Origin of the sequence: Brevibacillus sp. WF146 (assembly GCF_001673705.2) — a bacterium.
Classification (GTDB): Bacteria; Bacillota; Bacilli; order Brevibacillales; family Brevibacillaceae; genus Brevibacillus; species Brevibacillus thermoruber.
The window spans coordinates 3,112,312-3,138,630 of sequence record NZ_CP109943.1; the positions used below are offsets into that span (position 1 = coordinate 3,112,312).

The following is a 26,319-nucleotide window of genomic DNA, read 5'->3' on the forward strand; positions in this document are numbered from 1 at the left end:
GAAACGAATCTCGAAAAACAGCAAGGGAGCCTCGCTTCAGGAGGCTCCTTTTTTCTAGTTCCCCGGATTGGGCCGGACGAGCGGCCTTCCCTCTTTTTTCCACTGCAGATAACCGCCGCTCAGGTTGATGACGTGCGAAAAGCCGTGGGCCTTGAGGATGCTGGCGGCGATCGCCGAGCGGGCGCCGGAGCGGCACTGCACGAGAATCGGCTTCTCCGCGGAAATCTCGGCGAGGCGGCGCGGCAGGGTTCCCAGCATGATGTGCAGGGCCCCGGGAATGTGACCGTCGTCCCATTCGTCCTGATTGCGCACGTCCAGCACCAGCACCTCCCGCCTCATCACCTCGTCGGCGATCGCAGCAGGGGCCGCTTCCGGATACCGGTCCAGCTCGGCCCGCTCCCGCACCTGGCGAACATCGGTCCAGCCGGCCACGTTGTCGATGCCGATGGAGCGCAGGGCGCTCAGGATGCCGGACAGATCCTCCGGAGCGGCGATCAGGTAGAGCGGACGCGTATCGTCCACCAGCCATCCCGCCCAGGTGGTAAATGACTTGTTGTACGGGATGTTGAGCGTTCCCCGGATGTGTCCGCCGGCAAACGATGGGGACGGCCTTGTGTCCAGCACGCGGGCTCCGCCGGCGAGCAAAACGGGCAGTTCTTCCGCCGCTACCGCGCGCGGTACGGGCAGTTGGTCCAGCAGGGCGGGCCCTTCCCTGTTTACCAGTTTCATGACGGCAAAGTAGGGAGGCGGCTCCGGCTGGCCGTCCAACAGCGCCCGGACAAACGCCTCCTCGTCGTCGCATTGAAGCGCCCAGTTGTACAGCTTCTCATAGCCGACCGTGGACGACGGCACGGCGCCCAGCGCTTTTCCGCATGCGCTCCCGGCGCCGTGGGAGGGCCACACCTGCAGATAGTCGGGCAGCGCCTTGAAGCGCTGCAGGGAGCGATACATCGCCCGCGCTCCCTGTTCCGCCGTTCCGCTCAGTCCCACCGCCTTTTCCAACAGGTCGGGCCGGCCCACATCCCCGACAAAGACAAAATCTCCCGTAAACATGCCCATCGGTTTGTCTGCCTTCCCCCCCCTGTCCGTCAGCAGGAACGAGATGCTCTCCGGGGTGTGTCCGGGCGTGTGCATGACGGTAAACAGCAGATGGCCCACCGAAAAACGGTCGCCGTCCGCAAGCAGTTGATGGTCGACCTGATGAACGTAGTGGTACTTCCCGTACTCGTCTCCCTCGCCGGAGAGGTACAGCTTGACACCGTGGCGGACACCCCATTCCCTCGCACCGGACACGTAGTCGGCGTGAATGTGCGTTTCGGCCGCGGCCACCACCCGCAGTCCTTCCGCTCGGGCCGCCCGAAGGCATGGCGTGACGTCGCGCTCCGGATCGATCACGATCGCTTCCCCCGTTTTTTGGCAGCCCACCAGGTATGAGGCGTGGGCCAGCTTCTCGTCGTACAAGTAGCGAAGCAGCATGCGAACCACTCCTTCCCGCAGCAGGGCGAATTCGTTCCTTCACCCTTGTCTCGCTTCTCTTTGCCGGCATCAAACCCGGCTCGTGTCCACGTCCGCGAGTCACATCCTCCCCTTCAGCATGCCGTTCCAGTACATGACGGGCAGCAGGTCTTTTTTCAACACGTACATGCTCCATCTCTCCTTGGCCTGGTCAAACGGAAACGTTTCCCTCGGAGACAGGGTGTAGTCGAACTCGGCGAGCACCAGCTTGTTGTAGCCGGTGACCAAGGGGCAGGACGTGTACCCGTCGTACCGGGCGGCAAGCGTTGCGCCCCGCATCAGGGCGAGCAGATTTTGCACCGCGACCGGCGCCTGCTTGCGGATCGCCGCCCCGGTCTTGGAAGTGGGGAGGTTGCTGCAGTCGCCCAGGGCAAACACGTTGGGATACCGCTTGTGCTGCAGGGTGTGCTTGTCGACGTCCGCCCATCCGTCTGCGTCGGCCAGCGGACTTTCCCTGAGAAACGCCGGCGGCCCCATCGGCGGGGTGACGTGCAGCATGTCGTAGCGCATCACTTCCCGTTCGCCCGTATCCAGATGCTCGAAGACCGCTTCCCTGGTCAGCGGCCGGATTTCGATCAGGTTTCGCCGGTAGGCGGTTGTGATTTGTTTGCGGGCGATTACGGTTTCCAGGGTGTCCGCGTACTTTTTCACCTGAAAAATGGCGGCATTGGCGGAAGCAAAGACGATCTCCGCCTGGTCCCGCACCCCGGATCGGCGAAAGCAGTCGTCGGCGAGATACATGATCTTCTGCGGAGCGCCGCCGCATTTGACGGGGGTGTTGGGATGGGTAAAAATGGCGGTCCCGCCTCGGAAGCTGCGGATGCATTCCCAGGTCTTCCCGACGAAGTCATAGGAATAGTTGCTGCACACTCCGTCTGTCCGCAAGGCCTCCCGCAGGCCCAAAATGCCGTCCCATCGGATCTCCAATCCGGCCGCCACGACGAGGTACTCGTAGCAAATGCGCCTGCCTTCCCGGGTGGTCAGTTCCTTCTTCCCGGGTTGAACAGCGGCGGCAGCGTCCTTGATCCACACCGCTCCCCGGGGAATGAGGGTGCGCATCTCCCGTTCGGTGGCTTCTTTTTTTGCCACCCCTCCGCCCACGAGCGTCCACAGCGGCTGATAATAGTGCTTGTCGGCCGGGTCGAGCACGGCCAGGCTGCCGCGCAGGGACTTCTCGGCCCGAAGCAGCCTCGCCGCGACGGTAATGCCCGCCGAACCGGCTCCGACGATGACGACGCGATAACGTCCTGTGCCGGACATGGTCATCCTCCTCCCGCGTGACAGGGAACGTCACCTGCTTCTGCCCCTCACTCCCACTGTTATCGCGGCTAACCCCCTTTTTATTCCATTTTTGTGAAAGGAAGGGCAAAATCGGCCGAGCTGTGGCTGTGGCAGCATCCGGCCGGCAGCGTTTGCGAAGGCTTCCCTGCCAAAAAGAGCCCCCGCTAAAGCGGAGGCTCCTTGCCCAGAAATGAAAACGGGAGTGCCCCGGGGCACTCCCTCCAGACGAACCCTTATTCCAATTCTTCCGCGTCCACCACGTTCCGCTGTTTATCCGCGTGGCGCTCCAGGGCAAGCTGGACCAGCCGGTCAATCAGCTCGCTGTAGCTGATGCCCGCTTCCTGGAACAGCAGCGGGTACATGCTGTACGGCGTAAAGCCGGGCATCGTGTTCACTTCGTTGATGTACAGACGGTCGTTTTCCTCGTCCCAGAAAAAGTCCGCCCGCGACAGGCCCGACGCGTCCAGGGCGCGGTACGCGATTTTGGCCATTTCGGCCATCTGCTCCGCCACGTGGGCCGGAATCCGGGCCGGGATCTGCAGTTCCGTGCCGGCGCCTTTGTACTTGGCCTCGTAATCGTAAAACTCCTTGGCGGCCACGATCTCGCCCACGACCGACGTGATCGGTTCCTCGTTGCCCAGCAGGCCGATTTCCAGCTCGCGCGCCTTGACGAACTGCTCCACGATCAGCCGGCGGTCAAATTTGGCGGCCAGCGTCATCGCGTCGATCAACTGCTGCCGGTCTTTTGCCTTGCTGACCCCGACACTGGACCCCATGTTGGCCGGCTTGACGAAGCACGGGTAGCCCAGCTCCCGCTCGATGCGCGCGATGATTCCCTCCTGGTCGCGTTCCCACTGCGAACGGAGCACGCCCACGTAGTTCACCTGCGGCAGTCCCGCCTGGGCGAACACGTTTTTCATCATCCATTTGTCCATGCCCACCGCCGATGCCATGACGCCGGCTCCGACGTAAGGCAGGTTGGCCAGTTCCAGCAGGCCCTGAATCGTGCCGTCCTCGCCGTTGGGGCCGTGCACGACCGGAAAAATCACGTCCACTTCCTGGGCGATGCCAAAGACCGGCGAGGTCCGGCTGGCGGCGACCAGTTCCGTTCTCGTCTCTCCGCCGGCGGGTGCCGTCCCGTCTGTCAGGCGGAGCTCGTTGATGCCCTCCGGCAGACGGCCCCTGAGGCTCTCCCCTTTCACCCAGCTACCATCCAGCTTCACGTAGATGGGCGTAATGTCGTATTTATCGAAATCGACCGCCTTCATGATCGACAGGGCGGTGCGCAGCGAAACCTCATGTTCCGAGGACTTTCCTCCGTAAATGATCCCCAGCCGTATTTTGTTCCCCATGAACTCCAAGCTCCTTTCGCCTTGCCTGCGCAAAAGCGCGATCCCGCGTCTCCTGCTCTCCCATGGTATGCAAACGCCCGCCTTTCGTGTGCCGCCGGGCGCAATACCCCATTCAGCATACACAATCCCTTTCGCAAATACAAGGGGACAGGAGAATCACAAGCAGCCGCCGACCCACATATCCTATGAAAAACGTCACAGAAGATTTTTTTCGACGCAGGGGGAATGTCCATGAGAGACTATCTGCTCTTCTGTACGTACTGTTCGTCCTACACGCTCCTGCACCGCTACGACAAGGAGACCGGGACGTTTCTGGGCGAGTACTCCCTGTTGCACAACGCCTACACGCACAACAGCGTCGTGCTCCACAAGTTTCTGCTCGCCCACCTCGGACACGCACTGCGCGCCATCCCCTCCCAAACGGACGAGTACCGCGACATCATCTGCACAGCTTCCCACTTTTTGGAAAACGACATCGACAAGTACGTGGAAGAAAGTCTGGCGCTGGTCAAGTATCAGGAACGGGACCGGCAGAGCGAGCGGGAGATCGGTCAGGTGCGCCTCTACATCCTCGAACACCTGCTGTCGCACGAACTGGACGCATTGGGCCAGGTCAGGGCGGCCAGTTCGGCTGAAGGGCAGGTGCTGCTGGGCAAAGAGTTGGGCATCAAACGAGCCCTGGAACTGGTACGCCGCGTCCTGTCCGACAAACAGTTTGCCTGAACGCAGCGTTTTCGACCCGCCGGGCAGCGGGCCGTTTTTTTGTCGATACAAAAAAAGAAGCGGACGCATATGTCCGCTCAGCGTGTCAGTACGGGTCGATCTCTTCCCCCGTCCGGATGTCCTTCACCCGCAGGGGATCGCGCGGTGCAGAAATCGTCCCGCTGTCGGGCGGCTGCCTGCCCTCTTCCACCCAGCGGACAAGCAGGTCAAAACATTGATGGACGTACGGTAACAGCGGCTGAAGTTCCTTGTCCGGGTCCGATGCGCTCCAGACCAGGCCGTCGACATGATTGCCCTTTTCCACCAGGTAGAGCCGGTGCAGGTTTTCCCGTCCCGCCGCTTTGACCAACCGCCGGTAGGCGTTCCCATGTACCTCGGGGAAGATAAGGGCGTCCCAGGTGCCGAACACGGAGATCAGCGGCACGTCAATCCTGCCCGTATTCTCGATCGCCTCCACCGCTTCTTTCACCTTTTTCGGCCGCTTGGTGAAATCGTAGGTGCGGAAGATGCCGTCCAGCGAACGGTCGCGGGTGCCGTCGGCGTTGAACCGCAGGTAGTCCGGCCACTGCAAGTGCTTCGGCGCGTGCGGGTCAAACTCGTCCCGGTAGATGTTGAGGGAAAGGAACCAGTAGATCTGGTCGTAATAGGCCCACAGCTTCTCCGAGCCTTTGGGCACACCGGCCCGGTACAGGGCCGCGCGGGCGCGCTCCCGCTCTTTACCCTGGCCGTAGATGGCCGCTTCCGCGTGGTTGACGACGTCGGTCAGCGTGGTAATCAGGTTGGGCCTGTCGGCGCGCCACAGCACCCCTTCCCAATCGACGCCGCCGTCGTACAGCCGCGGCTCTTTGGTCAGTTTCGGGTCATCGTGTTCCAAGGCGTACCGGACCACGTACCCGCCGTTGGAAATGCCGATGGCGTACGTGGGGATTGGATGCTGTTTCGAGACCAGTCGGGCGGCGGGTGTACTGTCGGAGGGATCGATCAGCCGGTCTCGATGATGGGCCGCCAGGTATGCTTGCGCCGCCTTGGTCATCTGCCGGAAGCGGACATGCCACTCGGCCACCGAGTCTTCCTCCGACGCCAGGGCGTTTTTTGCTTTGGCCAGCGGGTCGGCGGGATCGCTTTCTCCCTGCGTCCCTTTGTCAATGGCCGCAAAGGCGTAGCCTTTTTCCAGCACGTAATCGCTGAACAACAGATCGGTGGCCGTCTCGTTGCGAGTGGCCGGGATGCCGGACACGACCAGCTTGCCGTTCCACTCATCCGGCACGCGAATGACGAATTGGGCGTCGTCAAACGCGCCGTTTACCTGTGTGCCCGTCACTTCGGCCGGATCGTACATCGTCTCCCAACCGCCCCACGAGGCCGGGACCAGCCCCAGATTGCCGAATTGGACGGCCGCCGCGTACTGCTGCGGGTTGCGCGTGGTCAGCCAGTTGCCCGCCTGGCCGTCAAAGCGGGTGACCGTCACGCCATGCGCGCCCGGTACGACAGGTTCCGAGGCCGCTCCGGCGGATGACAGGCCGGCCGGGACCAGCGGAACCATCAGCGCCGCCGCAAGCACAAGACGCGACCATGACATGCTCATCTCTCGATCCCTCCTCTTCTTCCTTCCCTTTCTTTCTGGGAAGCGCTTTCATTTTACCAGTGCCGAATCATTCCAGCAACCGCCATTTCTGTATGCGGATGCTCGTTTCGCAGCGGCCAGAGAAGCATGATTCCCCTGCTGCCCGACGGGAGATCAGCGCAAAAAGGCGGCATGCCGCGCTGCTGCGACATGCCGCTCGTTTTTTGTCCGCCGCGCCTGGCAGCGGATGTTTACCGCCGATCCCTTACTTCAAAAATGGCAAACTTGAGGTAATGGGACTCGTCCGCCCCGCTGATCTGCGGGTGGTCCTTGCCTGCTCCTCGCCACTCGATCAGCCGCAGGATCTTGCGGGCATCCATCGCCGCGTCCTGGATCGTCTCCAGGAAAAGCTCGGGAGACATGTGGTAGGAGCAGGAGGCCGTCACCAGATACCCGCCGGACCGCACCAGCTTCATCCCGTTCAGGTTGATGTCCTTGTAGCCGCGGCAGGCGCTCTTCACCGCCGCGCGCGATTTGGCAAACGCCGGCGGATCGAGGATGACCACGTCCCACAGGCGGCCGGCGTCGACGCACTCGCGCAGGTAGTCAAACGCATTGGCGACGACGAATTCGACGCGGTGCAAAAAGCCGTTCAGCGTGATGTTTCGCTTGGCCGTCTCGATGGCGTGCTCGGAGATGTCAAGCGCCGTCACCTTTTTCGCGCCGTGCTTGCAGGCGTTCAGCGTAAACGACCCAGTATGGGTGAAGCATTCCAGCACCTCCGCCCCGTCCCAGAACGGATTTTTGATCACCTTGCCGCGCTGGTCTACGGGGACGATCTTCTGCTCGCCGTCCACGTCCACCGCCTTCAGGGTGATGCCGTGCTTTTCTCCCCAGCCTTTCATCAGCGGAGCGATGGCCGCCCGGTTTTCCCGCTGGTCGTAGAAGAAGCCGGTTTTTTGCCCTTCGACGATATCCACGATGTATTTCAGGCCGTTTTCCTCAATCGTCACTTCCCGCGGACATTCGCCGTACAGCACTTCCTTGCCCTGCTCCAGCCCCTCCAGCTCGCGCACGGGGACGTCGTTGCGCAGGTAGATGCCCTGGGGCTGAAACACTTCCACCAGCGCGTCCCGAATCCAGTCGCGCCGCACGTCCATCCCGAGCGAGAGAATTTGCGCAACCAGCACGTCTTCGTACCGGTCCACGATCAGTCCGGGCAGGAAGTCCGCCTCTCCGTACACGACGCGGCAGGCCCGCGGATTGTCGACGAACCGGGTGCGAAACGCGGCGGCTTCGCGGATGCGGCGGAGGAAAAAGGCGTAGTCGATCGCTTCGTCCGGGTTGTAGGTCAGGACCCGCACGATGATTTGCGAAGCGGGATTGATGTAGCCTTTGGCGAGGAAGTGTCCCTGGTGGTTGGTCACCTCGACGATGTCGCCCGGCTCGAACTCTCCCTGAATCTCTTTTACTTCCGACTGATAAATCCACGGATGGCCCGCTTCCAGCCGCTTTTTTCGGTGCTTGTGCAGAATCACTCGTGCCAATGTTGTCGGTTCCTCCTTGTCATGCTCGTCTTGGTACAGGCATAGCGTATAGTAATTCGAACCCTCCCGGCTGCCGGCGGCGTTTACCCGCTCGGGCGGCGCTCGCGAAGGCCGCGCGGGGGCGTTCTCATTGTTGGTAAGGAGGATCGCTCCGTGTTTGCCATCCTCGCTCCCTTTACGTGTGGACTCAGTTTTTTTCTGTTGGGTATGTATGCCATGCGCACCGGTTTTCAAAACCTCGCCGGAAAGAAAATGGCGAACTGGCTGGGACGCTTCACGCGCACGCCGGTCCACAGCTTTTGGGTGGGACTTTTGACCACCTTTGTGCTGCAGAGCTCCAGCGCCGTCACCGTGCTCACCATCGGGCTCACACATGCGGGCATGATCAGCTTTTCCCGGACGGTGGGGATCATTCTCGGCACCAACGTGGGGACGACGGTCACGACAGAACTGATGGCGCTTCGGCTGGAGTCGTTCGCCGTGCCCATGCTCCTGGTCGGCGTCGCCTTGTGGCTGATGCCGCGCCGTCTGACCCGCTGCATCGGGCTGGTGGTGGCCGGGTTCGGCCTGATCTTTCTCGGGATCGACACCCTGCAGGTGATGGCCAAACCGCTGGAACAGTCGGACGCGTTTCGTTCGCTGTTTCTGGAAAGCCGCCATTCCGTCTGGATCGGCCTGATCACCGGATTGGTGTTTACCGCGCTCATCCACAGCAGTTCGGCTACGACCGCCATCACCATGGGACTGATGAGCCACCAGGTGCTCTCGATGGAGACCGCGCTGGCGATCGTGCTCGGGGCCAACATCGGCACCTGCTTTACCGCCATCATCGCAAGCATCGGAACCAATGCGGCCTCCCGCCAGGTCGCCTGGTGCCACACGCTGTTCAACCTGGCCGGCGCTCTTGCATTTCTGCCGTTTCTTCCACAGCTTGCCCTGGTCAGCAGCTTTTTAACGGACAGCCCGTCGATGCAGATCGCCCACGCCCAGACCCTTTTCAATGTGGGGTGTTCCCTGGCCGCCCTGCCGTTTACCCGGCAGATCGCCGCCGCCGTCCAGTGGCTGGTGCCGGACCGAACGCGGCGCCGGTAACCCCGTCTACAGCGAAAACGGAATCAGATACAGCGACGTCACCACACCGGCCAGAATCATCGCCACGCTGGACGCCGCCGTCTGCACCGGCGACACGCGGTTCAGGTTGGCCGTGCCGACCGCATGGGAGCTGGTGCCGACGGCGATCCCGATCGCCCAATCGTCCCTGATCCCTGCCCAGGGAAGGAGCGGACGGGCGATCGTCATGCCGACGATTCCCGTCAAGACGGTAAACAAGGCCCCCAGCGCCGGAATGCCGCCGATGCTGCGGGTCAGTTCCACGGCGATCGGCGTGGTCACCGATTTGGCCATCATGCTGTGCACCAGCGTCTGATCCGTGCCCAGCAGCCATCCCACCAGCCGGACCGTCAGGATCGCGACGGCGCAGCCCGCCGCCACGCCCAGCAGGACGCCGCGCCAGATATGGACAAATTCCTTCACCTGCTTGGCGAGGGGAACGGCCAGCGCGACAGTGGCCGGTCCCAGCCAGAACGAGATCCATTCCCCGCCGGCGCGGTACGCTTCCCAGTCGCCACCGATCAGCCACCAGACGAGCCAGACACAGATCGTCGCCACGACCAGCGGCTGCAGGCGGGGAAAGCGGTCTACCACCAGTACCGCCGCCTTGTATCCCACCAGCGTCACCGCGACAGCGAGCAGTTGGTCAAGCATCGAGCGCCCTCCCTTCCAGCGGACGATGCTCCGCTTTTTGCTTGTGCCGGTTCAGATACCACTGGACGACCCGGCCCGACACCAGCATCACCACGAGCGGTCCCAGCACGAGCGACAAGACGATCGGCCACGGGTCGCCGGCGATCCACTTGAGATACGACGCCACCCCTACCAGAATCGGTACAAAAAACAGCATCATGTGCCGGAGCAGCAGATTGCTGGCCGACTCGACCCAATCCATCTTGACCATTCCCGTGCACAGCCCCAGCGTCAGCAGCAGCATGCCCAGCAAGTTGCCCGGCAGCGGGACGTGAAGCCATTTGTTGGCCAGCGTACCCGCTCCAAAAAAGGCAAGCAGAATCAACATGCCCTTGATGGTTTTCATGCGATGCGCTCCTCTCTCCCGGTCTTTCTCCGTATGGTCACGCCCGGATCAGCCAGGCGGGTCTTTCCTGCCCCTGGTGCGCTCTTCTGGCAGCCTCGTCAAACGCTGCAGGGCAGCGGTCTGACCCACCTGCAGAAAAAAGCCCGACCACTCATACGGTCAGGCTTTCCTACGTGTCAGTAACCGCTTCCGCCCTCGTTTGCGCCCGTCACGATCGCGACGCCGGAGCTGGTGCCGATGCGGCTCGCTCCCGCTTCGATCATGGCCAGCGCCGCGGCGCGGTCGCGCACACCGCCGGAGGCTTTTACGCCAACGTTCGGCCCCACCGTTTTGCGCATCAGGGCGACATCTTCCACGGTGGCACCGCCATGTCCGAAGCCGGTGGAGGTTTTGACGTAATCGGCGCCTGCTTCCACGCACAGCTTGCAGGCGGTCACTTTTTCTTCGTCCGTCAACAGGCCCGTTTCCAGAATCACTTTGACCAGAACGCTGCCGGCCGCTTCTTTGACGGCTTTCACATCCGCTTTCACCAGGTCCAGATCGCCGGATTTCAGCGCGCCGATGTTGAGCACCATGTCCACTTCCGTTGCGCCGTTGGCAATCGCGTCGCGGGTTTCCGCCGCTTTTACCGCCGGGGTGCTGGCTCCCAGCGGGAACCCGATGACGGTGCACACCTTTACGTCGGTGCCTTTCAGCAGCTCGGCGCAGCGCTTCACCCAGAACGGGTTGACGCAGACGGAGGCAAAGTTGTGTTCTTTTGCTTCCGCGCACAGCTTGTCGATCATCGCCGCCGTCGTTTCCGGCTTCAGCAGGGTATGGTCAATGTACTTGTTCAGGTTCATCCTTTTTACACCTCGATCCCGAAATGTTGCAACGCCTTGCGCAGGACGTTGTCGTTGTTGCGGTAACCCCGTTCCTGCTGGAGAGCCCACGCTTCCAGCGGCGTGTGCCAGTGGACGTCGTTGATCTCCTCCACCTGCACGGTAATTTCCGTGGTGTATGCCTCCACCAGAAAATAGTGGACTTCCTTGTTGACCACTTCTCCGGTTACCGGGTGATGGTAGTCGTAATAAATGGTGTCCAGCTTTTCTCCCAACACCCCGCGGATTCCCGTCTCTTCCAGCACTTCCCGGAGTGCCGTTTCCTCGATGGTCTCGCCCCGTTCCTGTTTTCCCTTGGCCAGCGTCACCTTGCCGTAGCGGTCTTCAATCAGCAAAATCAGCAAATCCTGGTCGTGAAAGCGGTAGACGACGCCTCCCGCCGATACCTCTTTCATATCGCCCGTTCCTCAAGCAGCACAGGACGCACATTGTCCAGCACGCGGACAAACGTGCCTTTGCAGTATTCGGAGCCGGGTTCGTCCAGCCGGACCTTGCAGATTTTGCCGATCATCGACTCATCCCCTGGGAAAACCACGTTCAGGTAGTTGTCGGAATACCCCATCAGCATGCCGCTGGACGGGTCTTCCTTGTACGGACGTTCGGGAATCACTTCCAGCACGTCGCCGACGAACTGCTGGGCGTACGCCAGGGTCAACTGCTGGTTCAGCTCCAGCAGCCGGGCGACCCGCGCATGCTTCACGTCTTCCGGAATCTGATCCGGCATGCGGGCGGCCGGCGTACCGGTGCGCATGGAGTACGGGAAGACGTGCAGTTCGGCAAACCCCACTTTTTTGATGAAATCGTAGGTGTTTTGGAACTGCTCTTCCGTTTCGCCCGGGAAGCCGACGATCACGTCGGTGGTCAGGGCCACGCCTGGCAGAGCTTCCCGCACTTTCACCATCTTCTCGTAGAATTCCGCCGTGGTGTACTTGCGGCGCATCCGCTTCAGCACCTCGTCGTCGCCCGCCTGCAGCGGCACGTGCAGATGGCGGCAGACGCGGTCCGAGTTGTTGATCACGTCGATCACTTCGTCGGTAATCTGGCTGGCTTCGATGGAGCTGATGCGAATCCGCTTCAGTCCCTCCACCTGATGCAGGTCCACGAGCAGCTTGGCCAGGTTGTAATTCTCCAGATCCTCGCCGTAGCCGCCGGTGTGGATACCGGTCAGCACGATCTCCAGATACCCGGCATCGACCAGCTTCCGTGCCTGCTCGAGAACGCTCTCCGGTTTGCGGGAGCGCATCAGGCCGCGTGCCCACGGGATGATGCAGAAGGTGCAGAAGTTGTTGCAGCCTTCCTGGATCTTCAGGGACGCACGCGTGCGGTCCGTAAACGACGGTACCTCCAGTTCTTCAAACTCGCGCGCCTTCATGATGTTGGTGACCGCGTTGATCGGTTGGCGCTCCCGGCGGATTTGCTCCACGTATTCGATCAGCTTCTCGCGGCCCTGGGTACCGACGATGATATCCACGCCCGGGATTTGCGCGATTTCTCCGGGGGAGGTTTGCGCGTAGCAACCGGTCACGGCGACAATCGCGTCAGGATTGCGGCGAATGGCCCGGCGAATGACCTGACGGCTCTTCTTGTCTCCGGTGTTGGTCACCGTGCACGTATTGATGACGTAGACGTCGGCGCCGTCCTGTTCGAAGTCCACCCGCTCGTAGCCGTTGGCCTTGAACAGCTGCCAGATCGCTTCCGTCTCATAACTGTTCACTTTGCAGCCCAATGTATGGAAAGCAACCGTAGACATGGCGCTTCCTCCTTTCTGTAAGTAGACCGTATGGCGCATCGAAACGCTCTACGGGTCCAGGCGTTCAAACTGGTAGGATGCGGCGGCCAGCACGTACTGGCTGGCCGTCTCCGTGCGCAGAATGCGCGGACCGAGCGAAACGGACTGAAAGCCCATCGACTCTGCCTGGGCCACCTCGTCCGGAGAAAAGCCCCCTTCCGGCCCGATCAGGACGAAGAGCGACTCTCCCGGCTTCATGGCGGCAAACACCTGATGAAGCGTGGAGCCGCCTTCCTTTTCGTAGGCGATCACACGCTGCGCGTAACCGGCGGCTGACGCGATCGCTTGACGAAATGACGCAGGCGGCAGAATCTCCGGCAGCACCGCTCGGTGGGATTGTTCCGCCGCCTCTTTGACGATCTTGCGCCAGCGCTCCAGCTTCTTTGCCTCTTTTTTGGCGTCCAGCTTGACGATGGTGCGTTCGGAGGTAAACGGAAAAAAGGCATGCGCCCCCATTTCCGTCCCCTTTTGCAGGATCCACTCCATTTTCTCGCCCTTCGGCAGTCCCTGGCCGATGGTAATGCGGATCGGCAGTTCCGTCTGCTCGTCCAGGAATCGGACGATCTTGGCCGTCACTTCCTTCGCGGACAGGGAGACGAGCCGGGCGACAGCCGAACGGCCCGCCCCGTCGCACACGACGATTTCCTCGCCGGGTTTGGCCCGCATCACGTTTACGATATGATGAACGTCGTCGCCGACAATCGTTACCTCTTGTTCGGAAAAGAGGTGTGGCTCGACGAAGTATCTTTGCATCTCGCCAACCTCACTATTCTACCGTTTTTTTGCCACAATTGCTACCCAGTCATCGATGAAAATGGTTTCCACAAGTGCAAGGCCCGACTTCTCCATCGCCGCTTTCACATCCGCTTCCCGTGCGGCGATGATCCCGGACGCGATGAACACCCCGCCCGGTTTCAGCACGCGGTACACGTCGTCCGTAAAGCGGACGATCACTTCCGCGAGAATGTTGGCCACCACCACGTCGACCTGCTCGTCCACTCCGTCCAGCAGGTTGTTCTGCCGGACGGTGATCCGCTCGTGGACGCCGTTCAGTTCGGTATTGGCCTGCGCGGAGCGGACCGCCACCTCGTCCAGATCCATCGCCAGCACGTGCGCGGCGCCCAGCTTGACGGCGGCGATGCTGAGGATGGCCGTTCCCGTCCCCACGTCGTAGACGCGGTCGCCCGGCTGCAGGTACTTTTCCAACGCGCGCAGGCAGAGGATCGTCGTCGGATGGGTGCCGGTGCCAAAGGCCATGCCCGGGTCCATCTCGATGATGATCTCGTCCGGCCGCTTCGGCTCGTATTCTTCCCAGACCGGTTTGATGGTCATCCGCTCCGACACGCTGACCGGTTTGTAATACTTTTTCCAGGCGTGGGCCCACTCGTCTTCGTGCACGTCGTTGACGGCGATCGTGCCTTTGCCGATGTCGAGACCGTAGTCGGTCAGGTGGCTGAGCTGCTCCTTCAGCTCATCCAGCACGTCGACGAGCTGGCTCGAATCCATCGGCAGATACGCCTTGACGAATACGCCCTCGGCCGGAAAATCATCCGGGGAGAGCTGGTAGATTTCACCAAACGGCGTATCCCAATCGCGATGCAGCACCTCGGGGTCTTCAATGACGACACCGTTGGCCCCCATCTCGTATAGCAGGTTGGACACCGCTTCCACGGCCTCCGCTGTCGTGTGGATACTGATTTCCGACCATTTCATGAACTACCAACTCCCCAATCTGCTCATTTCCTGCCAAAGTCTCGCTGACAGGCGCGATTCCCGGCTATTCGCCGCGGAACGCCCGCTTCATTTTTTCAAAAAAGCCCTCGTCTTCCACGCCGTACCCGCCTACCGACTCACCGGACAGGGAGGCGAATTCGCGAAGCAGTTCCCTTTGCCGCTCGTTCAGCTTGGTCGGCGTGACGACGCGCACCTTCACATGCTGGTCGCCGCGGCCGCTTCCGCGCAGGTACGGCACCCCTTTGCCGCGCAGCCGGAAGAACGTCTCCGTCTGCGTACCGGCAGGAATCTTCAATTTGACCCGACCGTCGACCGTCGGCACTTCGATTTCGTCCCCGAGCGCCGCCTGGGCAAAGGTGAGCGGGACTTCACAGTAGATGTCATTGCCTTCCCTTTCAAAAAACTCGTGCGGCTTCACCCGCAGCACGACGTACAGGTCGCCGGGAGGGCCGCCGTTTACGCCCGGTTCGCCTTCGCCCGCGACGCGAAGCTGCGCACCGTCGTCCACGCCCGCCGGAATGTTGAGGTGAATTTTGCGGCGCACCTTCATCCGGCCGGTACCGCGGCAGGACGTACACTTCTCCTTGACCACCTTGCCCTTGCCTTCGCACGTCGGGCAGACGCGACGGTTCACGATGCGGCCAAACGGGGTGTTGGCCACCACTTCCTGCTGGCCGGTGCCACCGCACGTCTTGCACGTCTCCACGCCGGAGCCCGGCTTCGCTCCCGTGCCGTGGCAGGTGTCGCACTCCGCCTCCTTGGGAATCTCCACGTCGGTCTCCTTGCCAAAGACGGCTTCCGTAAATTCAATGGACAGCCCGAACTGCAGATCCGCCCCTTTTCTCGGCGCATTCGGGTTGGCCCGTCTGCCGCCGCCAAAGAACATGTCAAAAATGTCCCCGAAGCCGCCCATGTTGGACGTGTCAAACCCGCCGAACCCGCCGCCAAAGCCCTGGTTGGGGTCTTGATGGCCGAAGCGGTCGTACTGGGCGCGCTTTTGCGGGTCGGAGAGGACGTCGTACGCTTCTTTTACTTCCTTGAACTTCTCCTCCGCATCCGGCGCCTTGTTGACATCGGGGTGGTACTGGCGCGCCAGCTTGCGGTACGCCTTCTTGATCTCGTCGGCGTCCGCTCCCCTGGAGACACCCAGCACCTCGTAGTAATCCCGTTTCATCTGCTCGATCACTCCCATGACAGTCAACTGTTATCATAGCATGTGACTGACTTGAAAAAAAGTCAAAGTCAGCATTCCGTGACTTTGACTTTTTTTCGTTCACGCTCGATTACTTCTTGTCGTCGACAACCTCGTAGTCAGCATCGACGACGTTGTCCTTTTTCGCCTCGCCGGATGCGCCTTGGCCAGCCGCGTTTTGTGCCGCCTGAGCGGCTTGTGCGGCCTGTTCGTACAGTTTCACGGAGATTTGTTGGATTACCTGGGACAGTTCGTCCTTGGCAGTCTTGATCTCGTCGATCTTGCCGCCTTCCAGCGCCTTTTTCAGTTTGTCCTTGGCTTCGTTGGCCTTGTCGATCTCCGCCTTGTCGACCTTGCCTTCCACCTCTTTCAAGGTCTTTTCGGTCGTGAAGACGAGCTGATCCGCTTCGTTGCGGAGCTCCACTTCTTCCTTGCGCTTTCTGTCCGCCTCGGCGTTCAGTTCCGCCTCTTTCACCATGCGCTCGATCTCTTCGTCCGTCAGGCCGGAGTTGGAGGTGATGGTGATGCGCTGCTCCTTGCCGGTGCCGAGGTCTTTGGCGCGGACGTTCACGATCCCGTTGGCGTCGATGTCAAACGTTACCTCGATTTGCGGAACGCCGCGCGGTGCCGGCGGGATGTCGGACAGCGTGAAGCGGCCCAGCGTCTTGTTGTCGGCCGCCATCGGACGTTCGCCCTGCAGCACGTGGATTTCCACGGAGGTTTGGTTGTCGGCCGCCGTGGAGAAGATCTGCGACTTGCTGGTCGGAATCGTCGTGTTGCGCTCGATCAGCTTGGTGAACACGCCGCCCAGCGTTTCGATACCCAGAGACAGCGGGGTTACGTCGAGCAGCACGACGTCTTTCACGTCGCCGGTCAGCACGCCCGCCTGAACGGCTGCGCCCAGCGCCACCACTTCGTCCGGGTTAACCCCTTTGTGCGGCTCTTTGCCGATAAATTTCTTGATCGCTTCCTGTACGGCCGGAATCCGCGTGGAACCTCCGACCAGGATGACGCGGTCGATGTCGTTCGGCGTCAGTCCCGCATCTTCAAGCGCTTGGCGGGTAGGCCCCATGGTGCGCTCAACCAGGTGCGCGGACAGCTCTTCAAACTTGGCGCGAGTCAGGTTTACCTCCAGGTGCTTCGGACCGGTCGCGTCCGCGGTGATGAACGGCAGCGAGATGGTCGTGGTCAGCACGCCGGAGAGATCTTTTTTCGCCTTTTCCGCGGCGTCTTTCAAACGCTGCAGCGCCATGCGGTCCTGGGACAGGTCGATGCCGTGTTCCTTTTTGAACTCGCTCACCAGGTAGTCGATGATCACCTGGTCAAAGTCGTCACCACCCAGGCGGTTGTCGCCGGAAGTGGCTTTTACTTCAAAGAAACCGTCGGACAGCTCCAGAATGGAGACGTCGAAGGTACCGCCGCCCAGGTCGTAGACGAGCACGGTTTGGTCTTCCGTTTTTTCGATGCCGTACGCCAGCGCCGCCGCCGTCGGCTCGTTGACGATGCGGAGCACTTCCAGGCCGGCGATTTTGCCGGCGTCCTTGGTCGCTTGACGCTGGCTGTCGTTAAAGTAAGCCGGAACGGTAATCACCGCTTTGGTGACCGGTTCGCCCAGGTACGCTTCCGCGTCGGCTTTCAGCTTTTGCAGAATCATCGCGGAAATTTCCTGAGGCGTGTACTCCTTGCCTTCCAGGGTTACTTTGTAGTTGGTACCCATGTGGCGTTTAATGGAAATCACAGTGTTGTCCGGGTTGGTGATGGCTTGGCGTTTGGCCGCTTCCCCGACGATGCGCTCGCCGTTTTTGAACGCGACGACAGACGGAGTGGTGCGGTTGCCCTCCGCGTTGGTGATGACGACCGGTTCGCCGCCTTCCATTACGGCTACGCAAGAGTTTGTGGTTCCCAAGTCAATACCGATAACGCGACTCATACTGGATATCCTCCTTACACTTCTGTCGAACTGGAATCATATAAGAACGGTCAGGCGTTTACCTTGACCATCGCAGGCCGGATGACGCGATCCTTGAAGAGGTAGCCCTTTTGCAGCTCTTCCACGACCACGCCCGATTCGTACGCGGGGTCTTCGGCCTGCATCACCGCCTGGTGCACGTTGGGATCAAAGGGTTGGCCGGCCGCCTGGATCGGCGTCAAGCCTTCCCGTTCAAAGATCTGCACCATCTGGCGGTACACCATGTTGACGCCTTCGAGCAGGGATTCGACGGTCATCGAATCCTTGTCGGCAGCCAGCGCCCGTTCGAAATTGTCGAGCACGGGCAGAAGCTCCGCGATGATCTTGAGCGAGGCGTACTTGGCCAGATCCTCCTGCTCCTTGCGCGTCCGCCGTCTGAGGTTTTCCATGTCGGCCAAGGCGCGCAGCATGCGGTTCTGGTTTTCTTCCGCCTGCGCCTTCCAGCGTTCCGCTTCCTGCTGCCAGTCGATCTCCGCCGCCGGCTCCTGCTGCTCCTGGCCGGCGGTTTCCTGCTGCTCCTGCTGCTCGGCTGCTGCAGCTTCCGCTTCCTTTTCCTGTGCCTGGTCTTGCGTCAGTTTGTCATCGTTCAACGTTCGATACCTCCCCAGACTGTCCGCTGCCGCTGCACCGGGTCAGCCTTTCACTCCATTACTATTTCTCAAACTGCGATGTCAGCATACGCGACAGACCTTCCGCCAGATAGTTGAGCACGGTGATCACCCGGCTGTACTCCATCCGCGTCGGCCCCAGAATCCCCACCGTCCCGACCGGCTTGCCGCCGATGTAATACGAGGTGGTGATGATGCTGCATTCCTTCATCGCGTCAAGCTGGTTTTCCTGTCCGATGCGCACGGTGATGCCCTCGGTCGGAGGTCCGAACAAGTGGACCAGTTGATCGTTTTGTTCCAGCAGTTCCAGGATGTCCTTCACTTTGTCCACGTCGCGGAACTCCGGCTGATCCATGATCTTGGTCGCACCGCGGAGGTAGACGCGTTCGCCTTCCTGCCGCTGGAGGGACTCTTCCAGAATCTGCAGCATCTCTTCGTACTGCTCCACATGGCGCCGCATCTCGCCCGCCACTTCCTGATACAGGCGCTGGCGAAGCTGCCACAGCGGCACGTCGGTCAGCTTGCTGTTCAGCAGGTTGACCAGCTTCTCGATCTCCTGCGGGCGAACGCCCTGCGGCAGGTCAATCAGCTTGTTTTCCACGCGGCCGGTGTTCGTGACCACGATGGCCACCGCCTGTGTTTCATTCAGGGGAACGATCTGAATGTGTTTCAGCCGTTGTTCGAAAATCTCCGGACCCAGCACGATGGCCGTGTAGTTGGTCACGTGCGAGAGAATTTGAGCGGTGTAATCGATCACCTGCTCAAAGTGATGAATCCGTTCGGCAAACAGCTGTTTCAGTTTGCTCAACTCCAGATCGCTCAACATGTGCGGTTTTATCAGGTTGTCGACGTAGAAGCGGTACCCTTTCGTGGAGGGCACGCGCCCTGCCGATGTATGCGGCTGTTCCAGGTACCCCAGCTCTTCCAAATCGGCCATCTCGTTGCGGATGGTCGCGGAGCTGAAGCCGATGTCCTCCCGTTTGGAGATGGTGCGTGAGCCAACGGGTTCGGCGGAATGAATGTAATTATCGACAATCGCATTGAGAATCAGTCGTTGGCGTTCCGATAACATGCTGTCTTCGCCCCCTGTTGTTAGCACTCAACCGCATCGAGTGCTAAATCTATCTACTAAGGTATCAATATGCGAAGGTTTTGTCAATGTTTTCCCAGCACCCTGTCCCCTCAAGCCTGCCGCTAGTCGCGCAGGAAGCGGGCGAACACTTCGTTTCCCAACGGAAGGGCCCGTTTGGTCAGCCGCACGTGGCCGTCCGCCCGTTCCAGCATCCCTTTTGCCACCTCTTCGTCGATCACCGGTCCGAACACCTGCTCCGCCGTGACGCCAAAGCGCTCCGCAAACCGGGCGAGGTTCACCCCGTCGCGCAGCCGCAGCCCCAGTATCATCTGTTCCTCCATGGCGTCCTCGCGGGAGACGGCAAACTGCTCCACCCGGGGCAGCCCTTCCTGGCACATGCGCATGTAGACGGCCAGCGGCCCGGCGTTGACGTGCCGTTCGCCGTTTACATAGCCGTGCGCCCCCGCGCCCAACCCATAATATTCATCATTGAGCCAGTAGGTGCAGTTGTGCCGGCTTTCATAGCCGGGTTTGGCAAAGTTGCTGATCTCGTACTGGCGGTAGCCGTGCCCCTCCATTTCCTCGATCAGCATCAGGTACATCGCCAGCTCGTCCTCCTCCGAGGGCAGCGGGAGCTGGTCTTTCTGGTACAGCGTGTGGAACAGCGTGTTTTCTTCCACCTTCAGGCTGTAGGCGGAAAAGTGCGTGGTCGGCAGTTCGAACGCCTTTTCCAGTGTGCGGCGGAAGATCTCTTCCGTCTGGTCCGGCAGCCCGAACATCAGGTCGATGGTCAGGTTGGAAAAGCCGACGGCCACCGCGTTGTCGATGCTGCGGTAGACGTCGTCCACGTCGTGAATCCGGCCCAGCCGCTTCAAGAGCGCGTTGTCGAACGACTGCACGCCGAAGCTGAGCCGGTTGACGCCCAGCCCGCGCATCAGCCTGAGCTTTTCCACGTCGGTGGTGCCGGGATTGGCCTCCATCGTAAATTCCAGATCGTCGGTCCAGAAGCGTTCCGTATGCTTCCGCACGGCTTCCAGAAAGACCTTCATCTGGTCGCGGTCGAGAAACGTCGGCGTCCCCCCGCCGACGAAAATGGTTTTGACCTTCTCCGGCGGCCACTGGGCAAACGTCCGCTCCATCTCCTTGTCCAGCGCCTCCAGGTAGTCCCAGATCACCTGCGGGTTGTTGGTGACGAACGAATTGAAGTCACAGTAGTAGCATTTGTTGGTGCAAAAGGGAATGTGGATGTACACCGACTGCGGCATATCCGCTCCCCTCCTTTTTGCGGTAGTGGAATGGAAAAGACCTGACGCGCGGTCAGGCCTACTTCTTGTCGTCCATGCGCAGCACAGCCATAAACGCTTCTTGCGGCACCTCGACGGAGCCGACGGCTTTCATGCGCTTTTTCCCTTCTTTTTGTTTTTCCAGGAGCTTGCGCTTTCGGGAGATGTCGCCGCCGTAACACTTGGCCAACACGTTTTTCCTGAGCGCGCTGATCGTCTCGCGCGCGATCACCTTGTGGCCGATGGCGGCCTGAATCGGCACTTCAAACTGCTGGCGCGGAATCAGTTCTTTCAGCTTTTCGCAGATGACGCGTCCGCGCTGGTAGGCGCTGTCGCGGTGGACGATGAACGACAGCGCGTCGACCACTTCGCCGTTGAGCAGGATGTCCATTTTCACCAGCTTGGACGGCTTGTAGCCGGCCAGTTCATAGTCAAAGGAAGCGTATCCCTTGGTGCCCGACTTCAACAGGTCGAAGAAGTCGTAGACGATCTCGGAGAGCGGCATGTCGTACTTGAGCTGGACGCGGTTTTCCCCCATGTACTGCATGTCGAGGAAGTCGCCGCGCTTGCCCTGGCAGAGCTGCATCACGTCGCCGACGTAATCCTTGGGCACCATGATCGTCGCGGTGACGTACGGCTCCTCGATCTGCTCGATTTTTTGCGCCTCCGGCATTTTCGACGGGTTGTCGATCTCGATCACTTCGCCGTTCGTCTTGGTGATGCGGTAGACGACGCTCGGCGCGGTGGTAATCAGGTTGATGTTAAACTCGCGCTCGATCCGCTCCTGGATGATCTCCATGTGCAAAAGCCCGAGGAAGCCGCAGCGGAAGCCGAAGCCGAGCGCCTGCGAGGTCTCCGGTTCGAACTGCAGCGACGCGTCGTTCAACTGCAGCTTTTCCAGCGCCTCGCGCAGGTCGTTGTACTCGCTGGTGTCGATCGGGTAAAGACCGCAAAACACCATCGGATTGATCTTGCGGTAACCCGGCAGCGGCTCGGCGGCCGGCCGGTTGGCATCGGTGATCGTATCCCCGACGCGGGTGTCGCCCACCGTCTTGATCGAGGCGGCGACGTAGCCCACGTCACCGACGGACAGTTCGTCAACCGGCGTTTGGCGGGGCGTGGAGGTGCCCACTTCCGTCACTTCAAACGTTTTGCCGGTGGCCATCATCTTGATTTTCATGCCTTTTTTCAGCGTACCGTTGACAATCCGCACGGACGCGATCACGCCCCGGTACGGGTCAAAGTAGGAGTCGAAGATCAGCGCCTGCAGCGGCGCGTCCGGGTCGCCCTCTGGCGCCGGCACCTTTTTCACCACCGCCTCCAGCACGTCCTTGATGCCGATGCCCGCTTTGGCCGAGGTGAGGCAGGCGTCGCTGGCGTCCAGCCCGATGACGTCCTCCACCTCCTGCTTGACGCGCTCCGGCTCCGCGCTGGGCAGGTCGATCTTGTTGATGACCGGGATGATCTCCAGATTGTTGTCCAGCGCCAGGTAGACGTTGGCCAGCGTCTGCGCCTCGATACCCTGGGCGGCGTCCACCACCAGGAGCGCCCCTTCACAGGCGGCGAGGCTGCGGGACACTTCGTACGTGAAGTCGACGTGCCCGGGGGTGTCGATCAGATGCAGGATGTACTCCTCTCCGTCATCCGCTTTATAATTCAACCGCACGGCGTTCAGCTTGATCGTGATGCCGCGCTCCTTTTCCAGCTCCATCGTGTCCAGAAACTGGTCTTCCATTTCACGGGCCGAAAGCGCCCCGGTCAGCTCCAGAATGCGGTCCGCCAGGGTTGACTTTCCGTGGTCGATATGGGCGATAATGGAAAAGTTGCGAATTCGTTTCTGTCTTTCACGGCGATCCATCTGTTGTTTGTTCCCTCCCACGCCATCCAAAAGTCGCTTTCAGATCGCGTTCCGAAAAAATACACTAACGTCAATTATAACAAAGGCGGGATAGCGGAGCAATAAGCAGGAACGGAGCGGACATGACGAAATGCCGCGCGCGGCTCGGCCTTCTGCAGCGCGGCGGAGCGGAAGGAGAGGGAAGATGGGAGATGGAAGGGGCATGATTGGGCGCACCCCTTCTGGAGGAGAGGGCGGCGGGAGAATTAGGGGAGCAGCAGCCGGGTACGGCCCTGTCAGTGTGCAGAGCCGTACCTTTTCAGTTTCTGCACGATCTGCGGCGGAAACATCGACTCGAGGCTGCTCTGGTAACGGCTGCCGTCCTCCGGCATGCGGTGGCTTGTGACCTGGTACCCGGCGCTGCCGCCGCGAGAGACCCTGTACGCGATGTCAAAGACCATCGGGGCGCTGAGCGCGGGCTGCTGATGGTCCCCGCCCCTGCCGGTGATCTGCACCCATGCGTACACGCGCCGGCTCTCCGCATTGGGGGCTTCCACGCCGATCACGTCCAGTTTGACGTCCCGCTCACCGCCGAGCCAGTCCAGATCGCCCCGGACGCTCTGCAGGTAGCGGGTAATCAGCGGCGTGACCAGTTCCCGGTTGGCCGGCGACACGCCCTCCTTCACCTCGACGAACACCTGTCCGAAATGCTTGCCGCCGGAGACGACCTGCAGCTTCCAGATGCCCGCATGCGGCAGTACGATCCCGGAAGGAAAATGGCCGTCCGCGTCATACTGCGGTCCCGCCACCCGGTAGCTGCCCAGCTCCACGCGCTCCCCCTCGGTGCTCCACCCGACCAGATTCACTTCCGGGGCAAACGGGCCATTCAGCAGCCAGAACACGTTTTGCATCTGTCCTTCGTACAGCTCATCCGTGATGATGCGCACCGGCTTCTCGCCGACGTAGCGGAACGGTTTGCCGTCATGGACCGTCTCCGTCTGCGGCGACGGGTTCCACAGCACGGGAGGAGAGGAGACGAGGCCGAACAGCGGGGGTACGGTTGTCTCCGGCGCGGGGCCGGGGGCGGTCGGCTGCTTGGGCTGCAGCGCATCGGGCCACCACATCCACAGGGCCAGCAGCGTCACCGCGGCGGACGCCGACGCCAGAAGCGGTCCGCGCCTCTGCCGCTGCGACCGCTGTCTGATGCGCTTTCGCACGGCTTCTTCCATTCCGGGGGTAAACGTCACGTCCTTGCACACCGTTTCGTCGGCCCGCTCCTTCAGCTCTCGCAGCCATTGGTCCCGTTCCATTCCCATTCCTCCCTTGACGCCATCCGCTGTCTCAACTGCTGCCGGGCGCGGTGCAGCCGTGTCCGGACCGTTCCCTCCGTCACGCCAAGCACCTCGGCCGTTTCCGCGATGGACAGATCGGCGTAGTAGTGCAGCGCGATCACCTGGCGGTACAGCGGCGGCAGCTCCAGCACCAGGCGAACCAGCTCGTCCCGTTGCGCCCGCTCCATGACCTGCCGCTCCGCGGACACGTCGCTCTCCCGGCTGATCCAGGAACGAGGCAGCAGGTTGCGAAACGCCCAGGAGCGCAGGCACCCTTTGCACTCGTTCACGGCGATCCGGTAGAGCCAGGTGCGGATGCTGCTCTCGCCGCGAAAACGGGGCAGGTGACGGTACGCTTTCAAAAAGATGTCCTGCGTGATGTCTTCCGCCAGGCTGCGGTCTTTCACCATCAAGGTGACCAGGCGAAGCACGCGCGTCCCGTATTCCCGCATGATCTGTTCCAGCACCGCTTCCGCCGTCGGCTGCAGTTTCTCCACGCGGCGCGCCTCCCTTCGTGTGCATTCACCTGTTTAGATGCGGCCGGCCGACGGAATGTTACAACGTTTATGGCGAAAAACGGGTCCAGGTGCGCGGAAGTACGTCTTACGTCACCTATGCCAGACGGCTGCCTGACTGCCGCCCGTCCGCTCCGGCATGAAGAAAATGTGCGGCTTCCCCGTCCGGGGGTGGATCATCACGTCCGCTTCCACGCCGAAGACGTCGCGGATCAGCTCCGGCGTGAAGACCTTCTCCGGCGTGCCGGAGGTGACGATCCGTCCCTCCCGGATCACGTAAAGACGGTCGCAGTACATCGCGGCCAGGTTCAGGTCGTGCAGCGCGGCGAGGACGGTGACCCGCAGCATTTTCAACAAATCCAGCATGTGCAGTTGACATCGAATGTCCAGATGGTTCGTCGGTTCGTCCAGGACGAGCAGCTTCGCCTGCTGCGCCAGTGCCCTGGCGATCAGCACCCGCTGTTTTTCCCCGCCGGACAGCGACAGGTAGCTTCTCTGCGCAAACGCCTGCATCCCCACCCGGGACAGCGCCTCCTCACAGATTTGTTGATCCTCGGAGGTATCCGCCTCCCAAAACCGCTTGTGCGGAAATCGTCCCATCATGACGATTTCGGCCACGGTGAAGTCGACTTCCATCGAAGACTCCTGGCGCACCACGGCCATCCGCCGGGCCGCCTGCTGCGGCGACAGCCGGTAGAGATCATCGCCGTCCAGCGAGATCAGCCCGGCGTCCGGCTTCAGCACGCGGTAGATGCTCTTCAACAGCGTCGACTTCCCGCTCCCGTTCGGGCCGATCAGGCCGACGAGCTCCCCTGTCCGGACCTGCAGGCCGACATCGTGGAGCACTGCTTTTTTGTCGAGCGTCACGGAAAGGTCTTGGGCCGTCACGTTCACCGTCCATCACCTCCAAACGAATAGGAACTGCGGCGCATCAGCCAGAGAAAGAACGGTCCGCCGCACAGGGCCGTGACGATCCCGATGGGAAGTTCCTGCGGCGCGAACGCCAGTCTGGCGATCACGTCGGCCCAGACGAGAAATACCGCTCCCAGCAGGGCGCAGACGGGCAGCACCCGCCGATGGTCGGAGCCGACGACGATCCGCACGATGTGAGGCATCATCAGCCCGACGAATCCGATTGCGCCGCTGATGGCCACCATCACGCCGGTCAAAAGCGCGGTAATCACGAGCAGCCCCTTGCGGAACCGTTCCACATGCACCCCGAGCGTGCGGGCGGTCTCCTCGCCCATCAGCATGGCGTTCAACGACCGGTAGCGGGTCAGAAGAAACGCAAGCCCGGCGGTCACGGCAGCAGCCGGGAGGGCGAGAAACTCCCATTTGGCGCCGGCCAGGCTGCCCGTCATCCAGAACAGCACGGCCTGAATGCCGTGTTCTTGGGGAGAGGAAAAGACGAGCAGGCTGGTCGCGGCGGACAAGACGGCAGACACGGCGATGCCCGCCATCAGCAGGCGAACGGTGGCGTTTTGCCCGCCGAGCCGGGAGAGGAAAAAGACCAGCAGGAGGGCGCCAAGCGATCCGGTAAACGCGCCGACGGACAGGGCGTACTGGCCATACAGCCCGAACGCGCCAAACAGCATGACCGACGCGGCCCCGACAGACGCCCCCGAGGAGACGCCCAGGATGTAGGGATCGGCAAGGGAATTGCGGACGAGCGCCTGGATGGCCGCCCCGACTACGGAGAGGCCGGCCCCGACGAGGGCGCCAAGCAGGACGCGGGGGAGCCGAATCTCCCAAATGATCGTCTCCGCCGCCTTTGACCAGTCGGGCTGCACCCATTCGCCGAAAAACGGCAGCCTGGACAGGGCAATTCCCCAGACCGTACGGGGATGAATGTCAACCGAGCCCAGCGTAACGGCAAACGTGACGGACGCCAGCAGGAGAGCCGTCAGACCGACGAGAACCGCGCAGAACCAACCCCGGCCTCTCTCCCCGATGAAAAACGCTGCTTTCCGCAAACCA

Annotated in this window: 24 protein-coding genes; 2 read left to right on the forward strand and 22 right to left on the reverse strand. The window is 61.4% G+C overall.

Annotation, left to right across the window (positions count from 1 at the left end; translation table 11 throughout):
- Nucleotides 1-54: 54 nt before the first annotated feature.
- The 3 genes from A6764_RS15535 to A6764_RS15545 all read right to left on the reverse strand — a co-directional run bounded on the left by A6764_RS15535 (nucleotide 55) and on the right by A6764_RS15545 (nucleotide 4,148).
- A complete protein-coding gene (locus A6764_RS15535; RefSeq protein ID WP_065068219.1) occupies nucleotides 55-1,476 on the reverse strand; it encodes an MBL fold metallo-hydrolase in 1,422 nt (473 codons plus the stop codon).
- Nucleotides 1,477-1,575: 99 nt separating this feature from the next.
- Entirely contained in the window at nucleotides 1,576-2,775 is a 1,200-nt protein-coding gene (locus A6764_RS15540; protein WP_065068218.1) for an NAD(P)/FAD-dependent oxidoreductase, read from the reverse strand.
- A 254-nt stretch (nucleotides 2,776-3,029) separates the two neighbouring features.
- Complete coding sequence (locus A6764_RS15545) at nucleotides 3,030-4,148, reverse strand: D-alanine--D-alanine ligase (protein WP_035300080.1); 1,119 nt, start codon at nucleotides 4,146-4,148, stop codon at nucleotides 3,030-3,032.
- A gap of 231 nt (nucleotides 4,149-4,379) precedes the next feature.
- On the opposite strand from A6764_RS15545, the gene A6764_RS15550 reads away from it, so the two are divergent.
- Complete coding sequence (locus A6764_RS15550) at nucleotides 4,380-4,871, forward strand: hypothetical protein (protein ID WP_029097307.1); 492 nt, start codon at nucleotides 4,380-4,382, stop codon at nucleotides 4,869-4,871.
- 85 nt (nucleotides 4,872-4,956) lie between these two features.
- Here A6764_RS15550 and A6764_RS15555 read toward each other — a convergent pair whose 3' ends face one another.
- Together A6764_RS15555 and A6764_RS15560 are read right to left on the reverse strand one after the other, a co-directional pair.
- Complete coding sequence (locus A6764_RS15555; RefSeq protein ID WP_413541995.1) at nucleotides 4,957-6,450, reverse strand: alpha/beta hydrolase; 1,494 nt, start codon at nucleotides 6,448-6,450, stop codon at nucleotides 4,957-4,959.
- A 236-nt stretch (nucleotides 6,451-6,686) separates the two neighbouring features.
- Complete coding sequence (locus tag A6764_RS15560) at nucleotides 6,687-7,982, reverse strand: class I SAM-dependent rRNA methyltransferase (RefSeq protein ID WP_065068217.1); 1,296 nt, start codon at nucleotides 7,980-7,982, stop codon at nucleotides 6,687-6,689.
- Nucleotides 7,983-8,135: 153 nt separating this feature from the next.
- Between A6764_RS15560 and A6764_RS15565 the strand changes: the two genes are divergently transcribed.
- Complete coding sequence (locus A6764_RS15565) at nucleotides 8,136-9,074, forward strand: Na/Pi cotransporter family protein (protein ID WP_083989934.1); 939 nt, start codon at nucleotides 8,136-8,138, stop codon at nucleotides 9,072-9,074.
- Nucleotides 9,075-9,080: 6 nt separating this feature from the next.
- On the opposite strand, the gene A6764_RS15570 is transcribed toward A6764_RS15565, so the two are convergent.
- From A6764_RS15570 to A6764_RS15650, 17 genes are all read right to left on the reverse strand, one after another.
- Nucleotides 9,081-9,746, reverse strand: coding sequence for an LrgB family protein (locus A6764_RS15570; RefSeq protein WP_264622275.1), 666 nt, complete (start codon nucleotides 9,744-9,746; stop codon nucleotides 9,081-9,083).
- A complete protein-coding gene (locus tag A6764_RS15575) occupies nucleotides 9,739-10,131 on the reverse strand; it encodes a CidA/LrgA family protein (protein WP_035300085.1) in 393 nt (130 codons plus the stop codon). Before A6764_RS15575 ends, A6764_RS15570 begins: the two co-directional genes overlap by 8 nt.
- A gap of 176 nt (nucleotides 10,132-10,307) precedes the next feature.
- Entirely contained in the window at nucleotides 10,308-10,973 is a 666-nt protein-coding gene (deoC, locus tag A6764_RS15580) for a deoxyribose-phosphate aldolase (RefSeq protein WP_029097313.1), read from the reverse strand.
- Between the two features lie 5 nt (nucleotides 10,974-10,978).
- Nucleotides 10,979-11,407, reverse strand: coding sequence for an NUDIX hydrolase (locus A6764_RS15585; protein ID WP_029097314.1), 429 nt, complete (start codon nucleotides 11,405-11,407; stop codon nucleotides 10,979-10,981).
- Complete coding sequence (gene mtaB / locus A6764_RS15590) at nucleotides 11,404-12,762, reverse strand: tRNA (N(6)-L-threonylcarbamoyladenosine(37)-C(2))-methylthiotransferase MtaB (protein ID WP_065068211.1); 1,359 nt, start codon at nucleotides 12,760-12,762, stop codon at nucleotides 11,404-11,406. Before mtaB ends, A6764_RS15585 begins: the two co-directional genes overlap by 4 nt.
- Nucleotides 12,763-12,810: 48 nt before the next feature.
- On the reverse strand, nucleotides 12,811-13,554 hold the full coding sequence (locus tag A6764_RS15595) for a 16S rRNA (uracil(1498)-N(3))-methyltransferase (RefSeq protein WP_065068210.1): 744 nt from the start codon (nucleotides 13,552-13,554) through the stop codon (nucleotides 12,811-12,813).
- Nucleotides 13,555-13,572: 18 nt separating this feature from the next.
- Complete coding sequence (gene prmA, locus A6764_RS15600; RefSeq protein WP_029097317.1) at nucleotides 13,573-14,514, reverse strand: 50S ribosomal protein L11 methyltransferase; 942 nt, start codon at nucleotides 14,512-14,514, stop codon at nucleotides 13,573-13,575.
- Between the two features lie 64 nt (nucleotides 14,515-14,578).
- Entirely contained in the window at nucleotides 14,579-15,709 is a 1,131-nt protein-coding gene (gene dnaJ / locus A6764_RS15605; RefSeq protein WP_065068209.1) for a molecular chaperone DnaJ, read from the reverse strand.
- Nucleotides 15,710-15,818: 109 nt separating this feature from the next.
- Nucleotides 15,819-17,657: a molecular chaperone DnaK gene (gene dnaK, locus A6764_RS15610; protein WP_065068208.1), complete on the reverse strand. Its 1,839-nt coding sequence runs from the start codon at nucleotides 17,655-17,657 to the stop codon at nucleotides 15,819-15,821.
- 50 nt (nucleotides 17,658-17,707) lie between these two features.
- The gene (grpE, locus tag A6764_RS15615) at nucleotides 17,708-18,286 is read right to left on the reverse strand and encodes a nucleotide exchange factor GrpE (RefSeq protein ID WP_176703379.1); all 579 of its coding nucleotides are present in this window, start codon (nucleotides 18,284-18,286) and stop codon (nucleotides 17,708-17,710) included.
- A 61-nt stretch (nucleotides 18,287-18,347) separates the two neighbouring features.
- The gene (gene hrcA, locus A6764_RS15620; RefSeq protein ID WP_029097321.1) at nucleotides 18,348-19,376 is read right to left on the reverse strand and encodes a heat-inducible transcriptional repressor HrcA; all 1,029 of its coding nucleotides are present in this window, start codon (nucleotides 19,374-19,376) and stop codon (nucleotides 18,348-18,350) included.
- Between the two features lie 122 nt (nucleotides 19,377-19,498).
- The gene (gene hemW, locus A6764_RS15625) at nucleotides 19,499-20,641 is read right to left on the reverse strand and encodes a radical SAM family heme chaperone HemW (protein ID WP_029097322.1); all 1,143 of its coding nucleotides are present in this window, start codon (nucleotides 20,639-20,641) and stop codon (nucleotides 19,499-19,501) included.
- Nucleotides 20,642-20,699: 58 nt separating this feature from the next.
- A complete protein-coding gene (gene lepA, locus A6764_RS15630) occupies nucleotides 20,700-22,517 on the reverse strand; it encodes a translation elongation factor 4 (RefSeq protein WP_029097323.1) in 1,818 nt (605 codons plus the stop codon).
- A 275-nt stretch (nucleotides 22,518-22,792) separates the two neighbouring features.
- The gene (locus tag A6764_RS15635; protein WP_065068207.1) at nucleotides 22,793-23,806 is read right to left on the reverse strand and encodes a hypothetical protein; all 1,014 of its coding nucleotides are present in this window, start codon (nucleotides 23,804-23,806) and stop codon (nucleotides 22,793-22,795) included.
- The gene (locus A6764_RS15640) at nucleotides 23,776-24,324 is read right to left on the reverse strand and encodes a sigma-70 family RNA polymerase sigma factor (protein ID WP_065068206.1); all 549 of its coding nucleotides are present in this window, start codon (nucleotides 24,322-24,324) and stop codon (nucleotides 23,776-23,778) included. Before A6764_RS15640 ends, A6764_RS15635 begins: the two co-directional genes overlap by 31 nt.
- Before the next feature lie 111 nt (nucleotides 24,325-24,435).
- Nucleotides 24,436-25,236, reverse strand: coding sequence for a heme ABC transporter ATP-binding protein (locus A6764_RS15645; protein ID WP_065068205.1), 801 nt, complete (start codon nucleotides 25,234-25,236; stop codon nucleotides 24,436-24,438).
- Nucleotides 25,233-26,249 carry a FecCD family ABC transporter permease gene (locus tag A6764_RS15650; protein ID WP_035288645.1) on the reverse strand — a complete coding sequence of 339 codons (1,017 nt, stop codon included), beginning with the start codon at nucleotides 26,247-26,249 and terminating at the stop codon, nucleotides 25,233-25,235. Before A6764_RS15650 ends, A6764_RS15645 begins: the two co-directional genes overlap by 4 nt.
- Nucleotides 26,250-26,319: the final 70 nt, after the last annotated feature.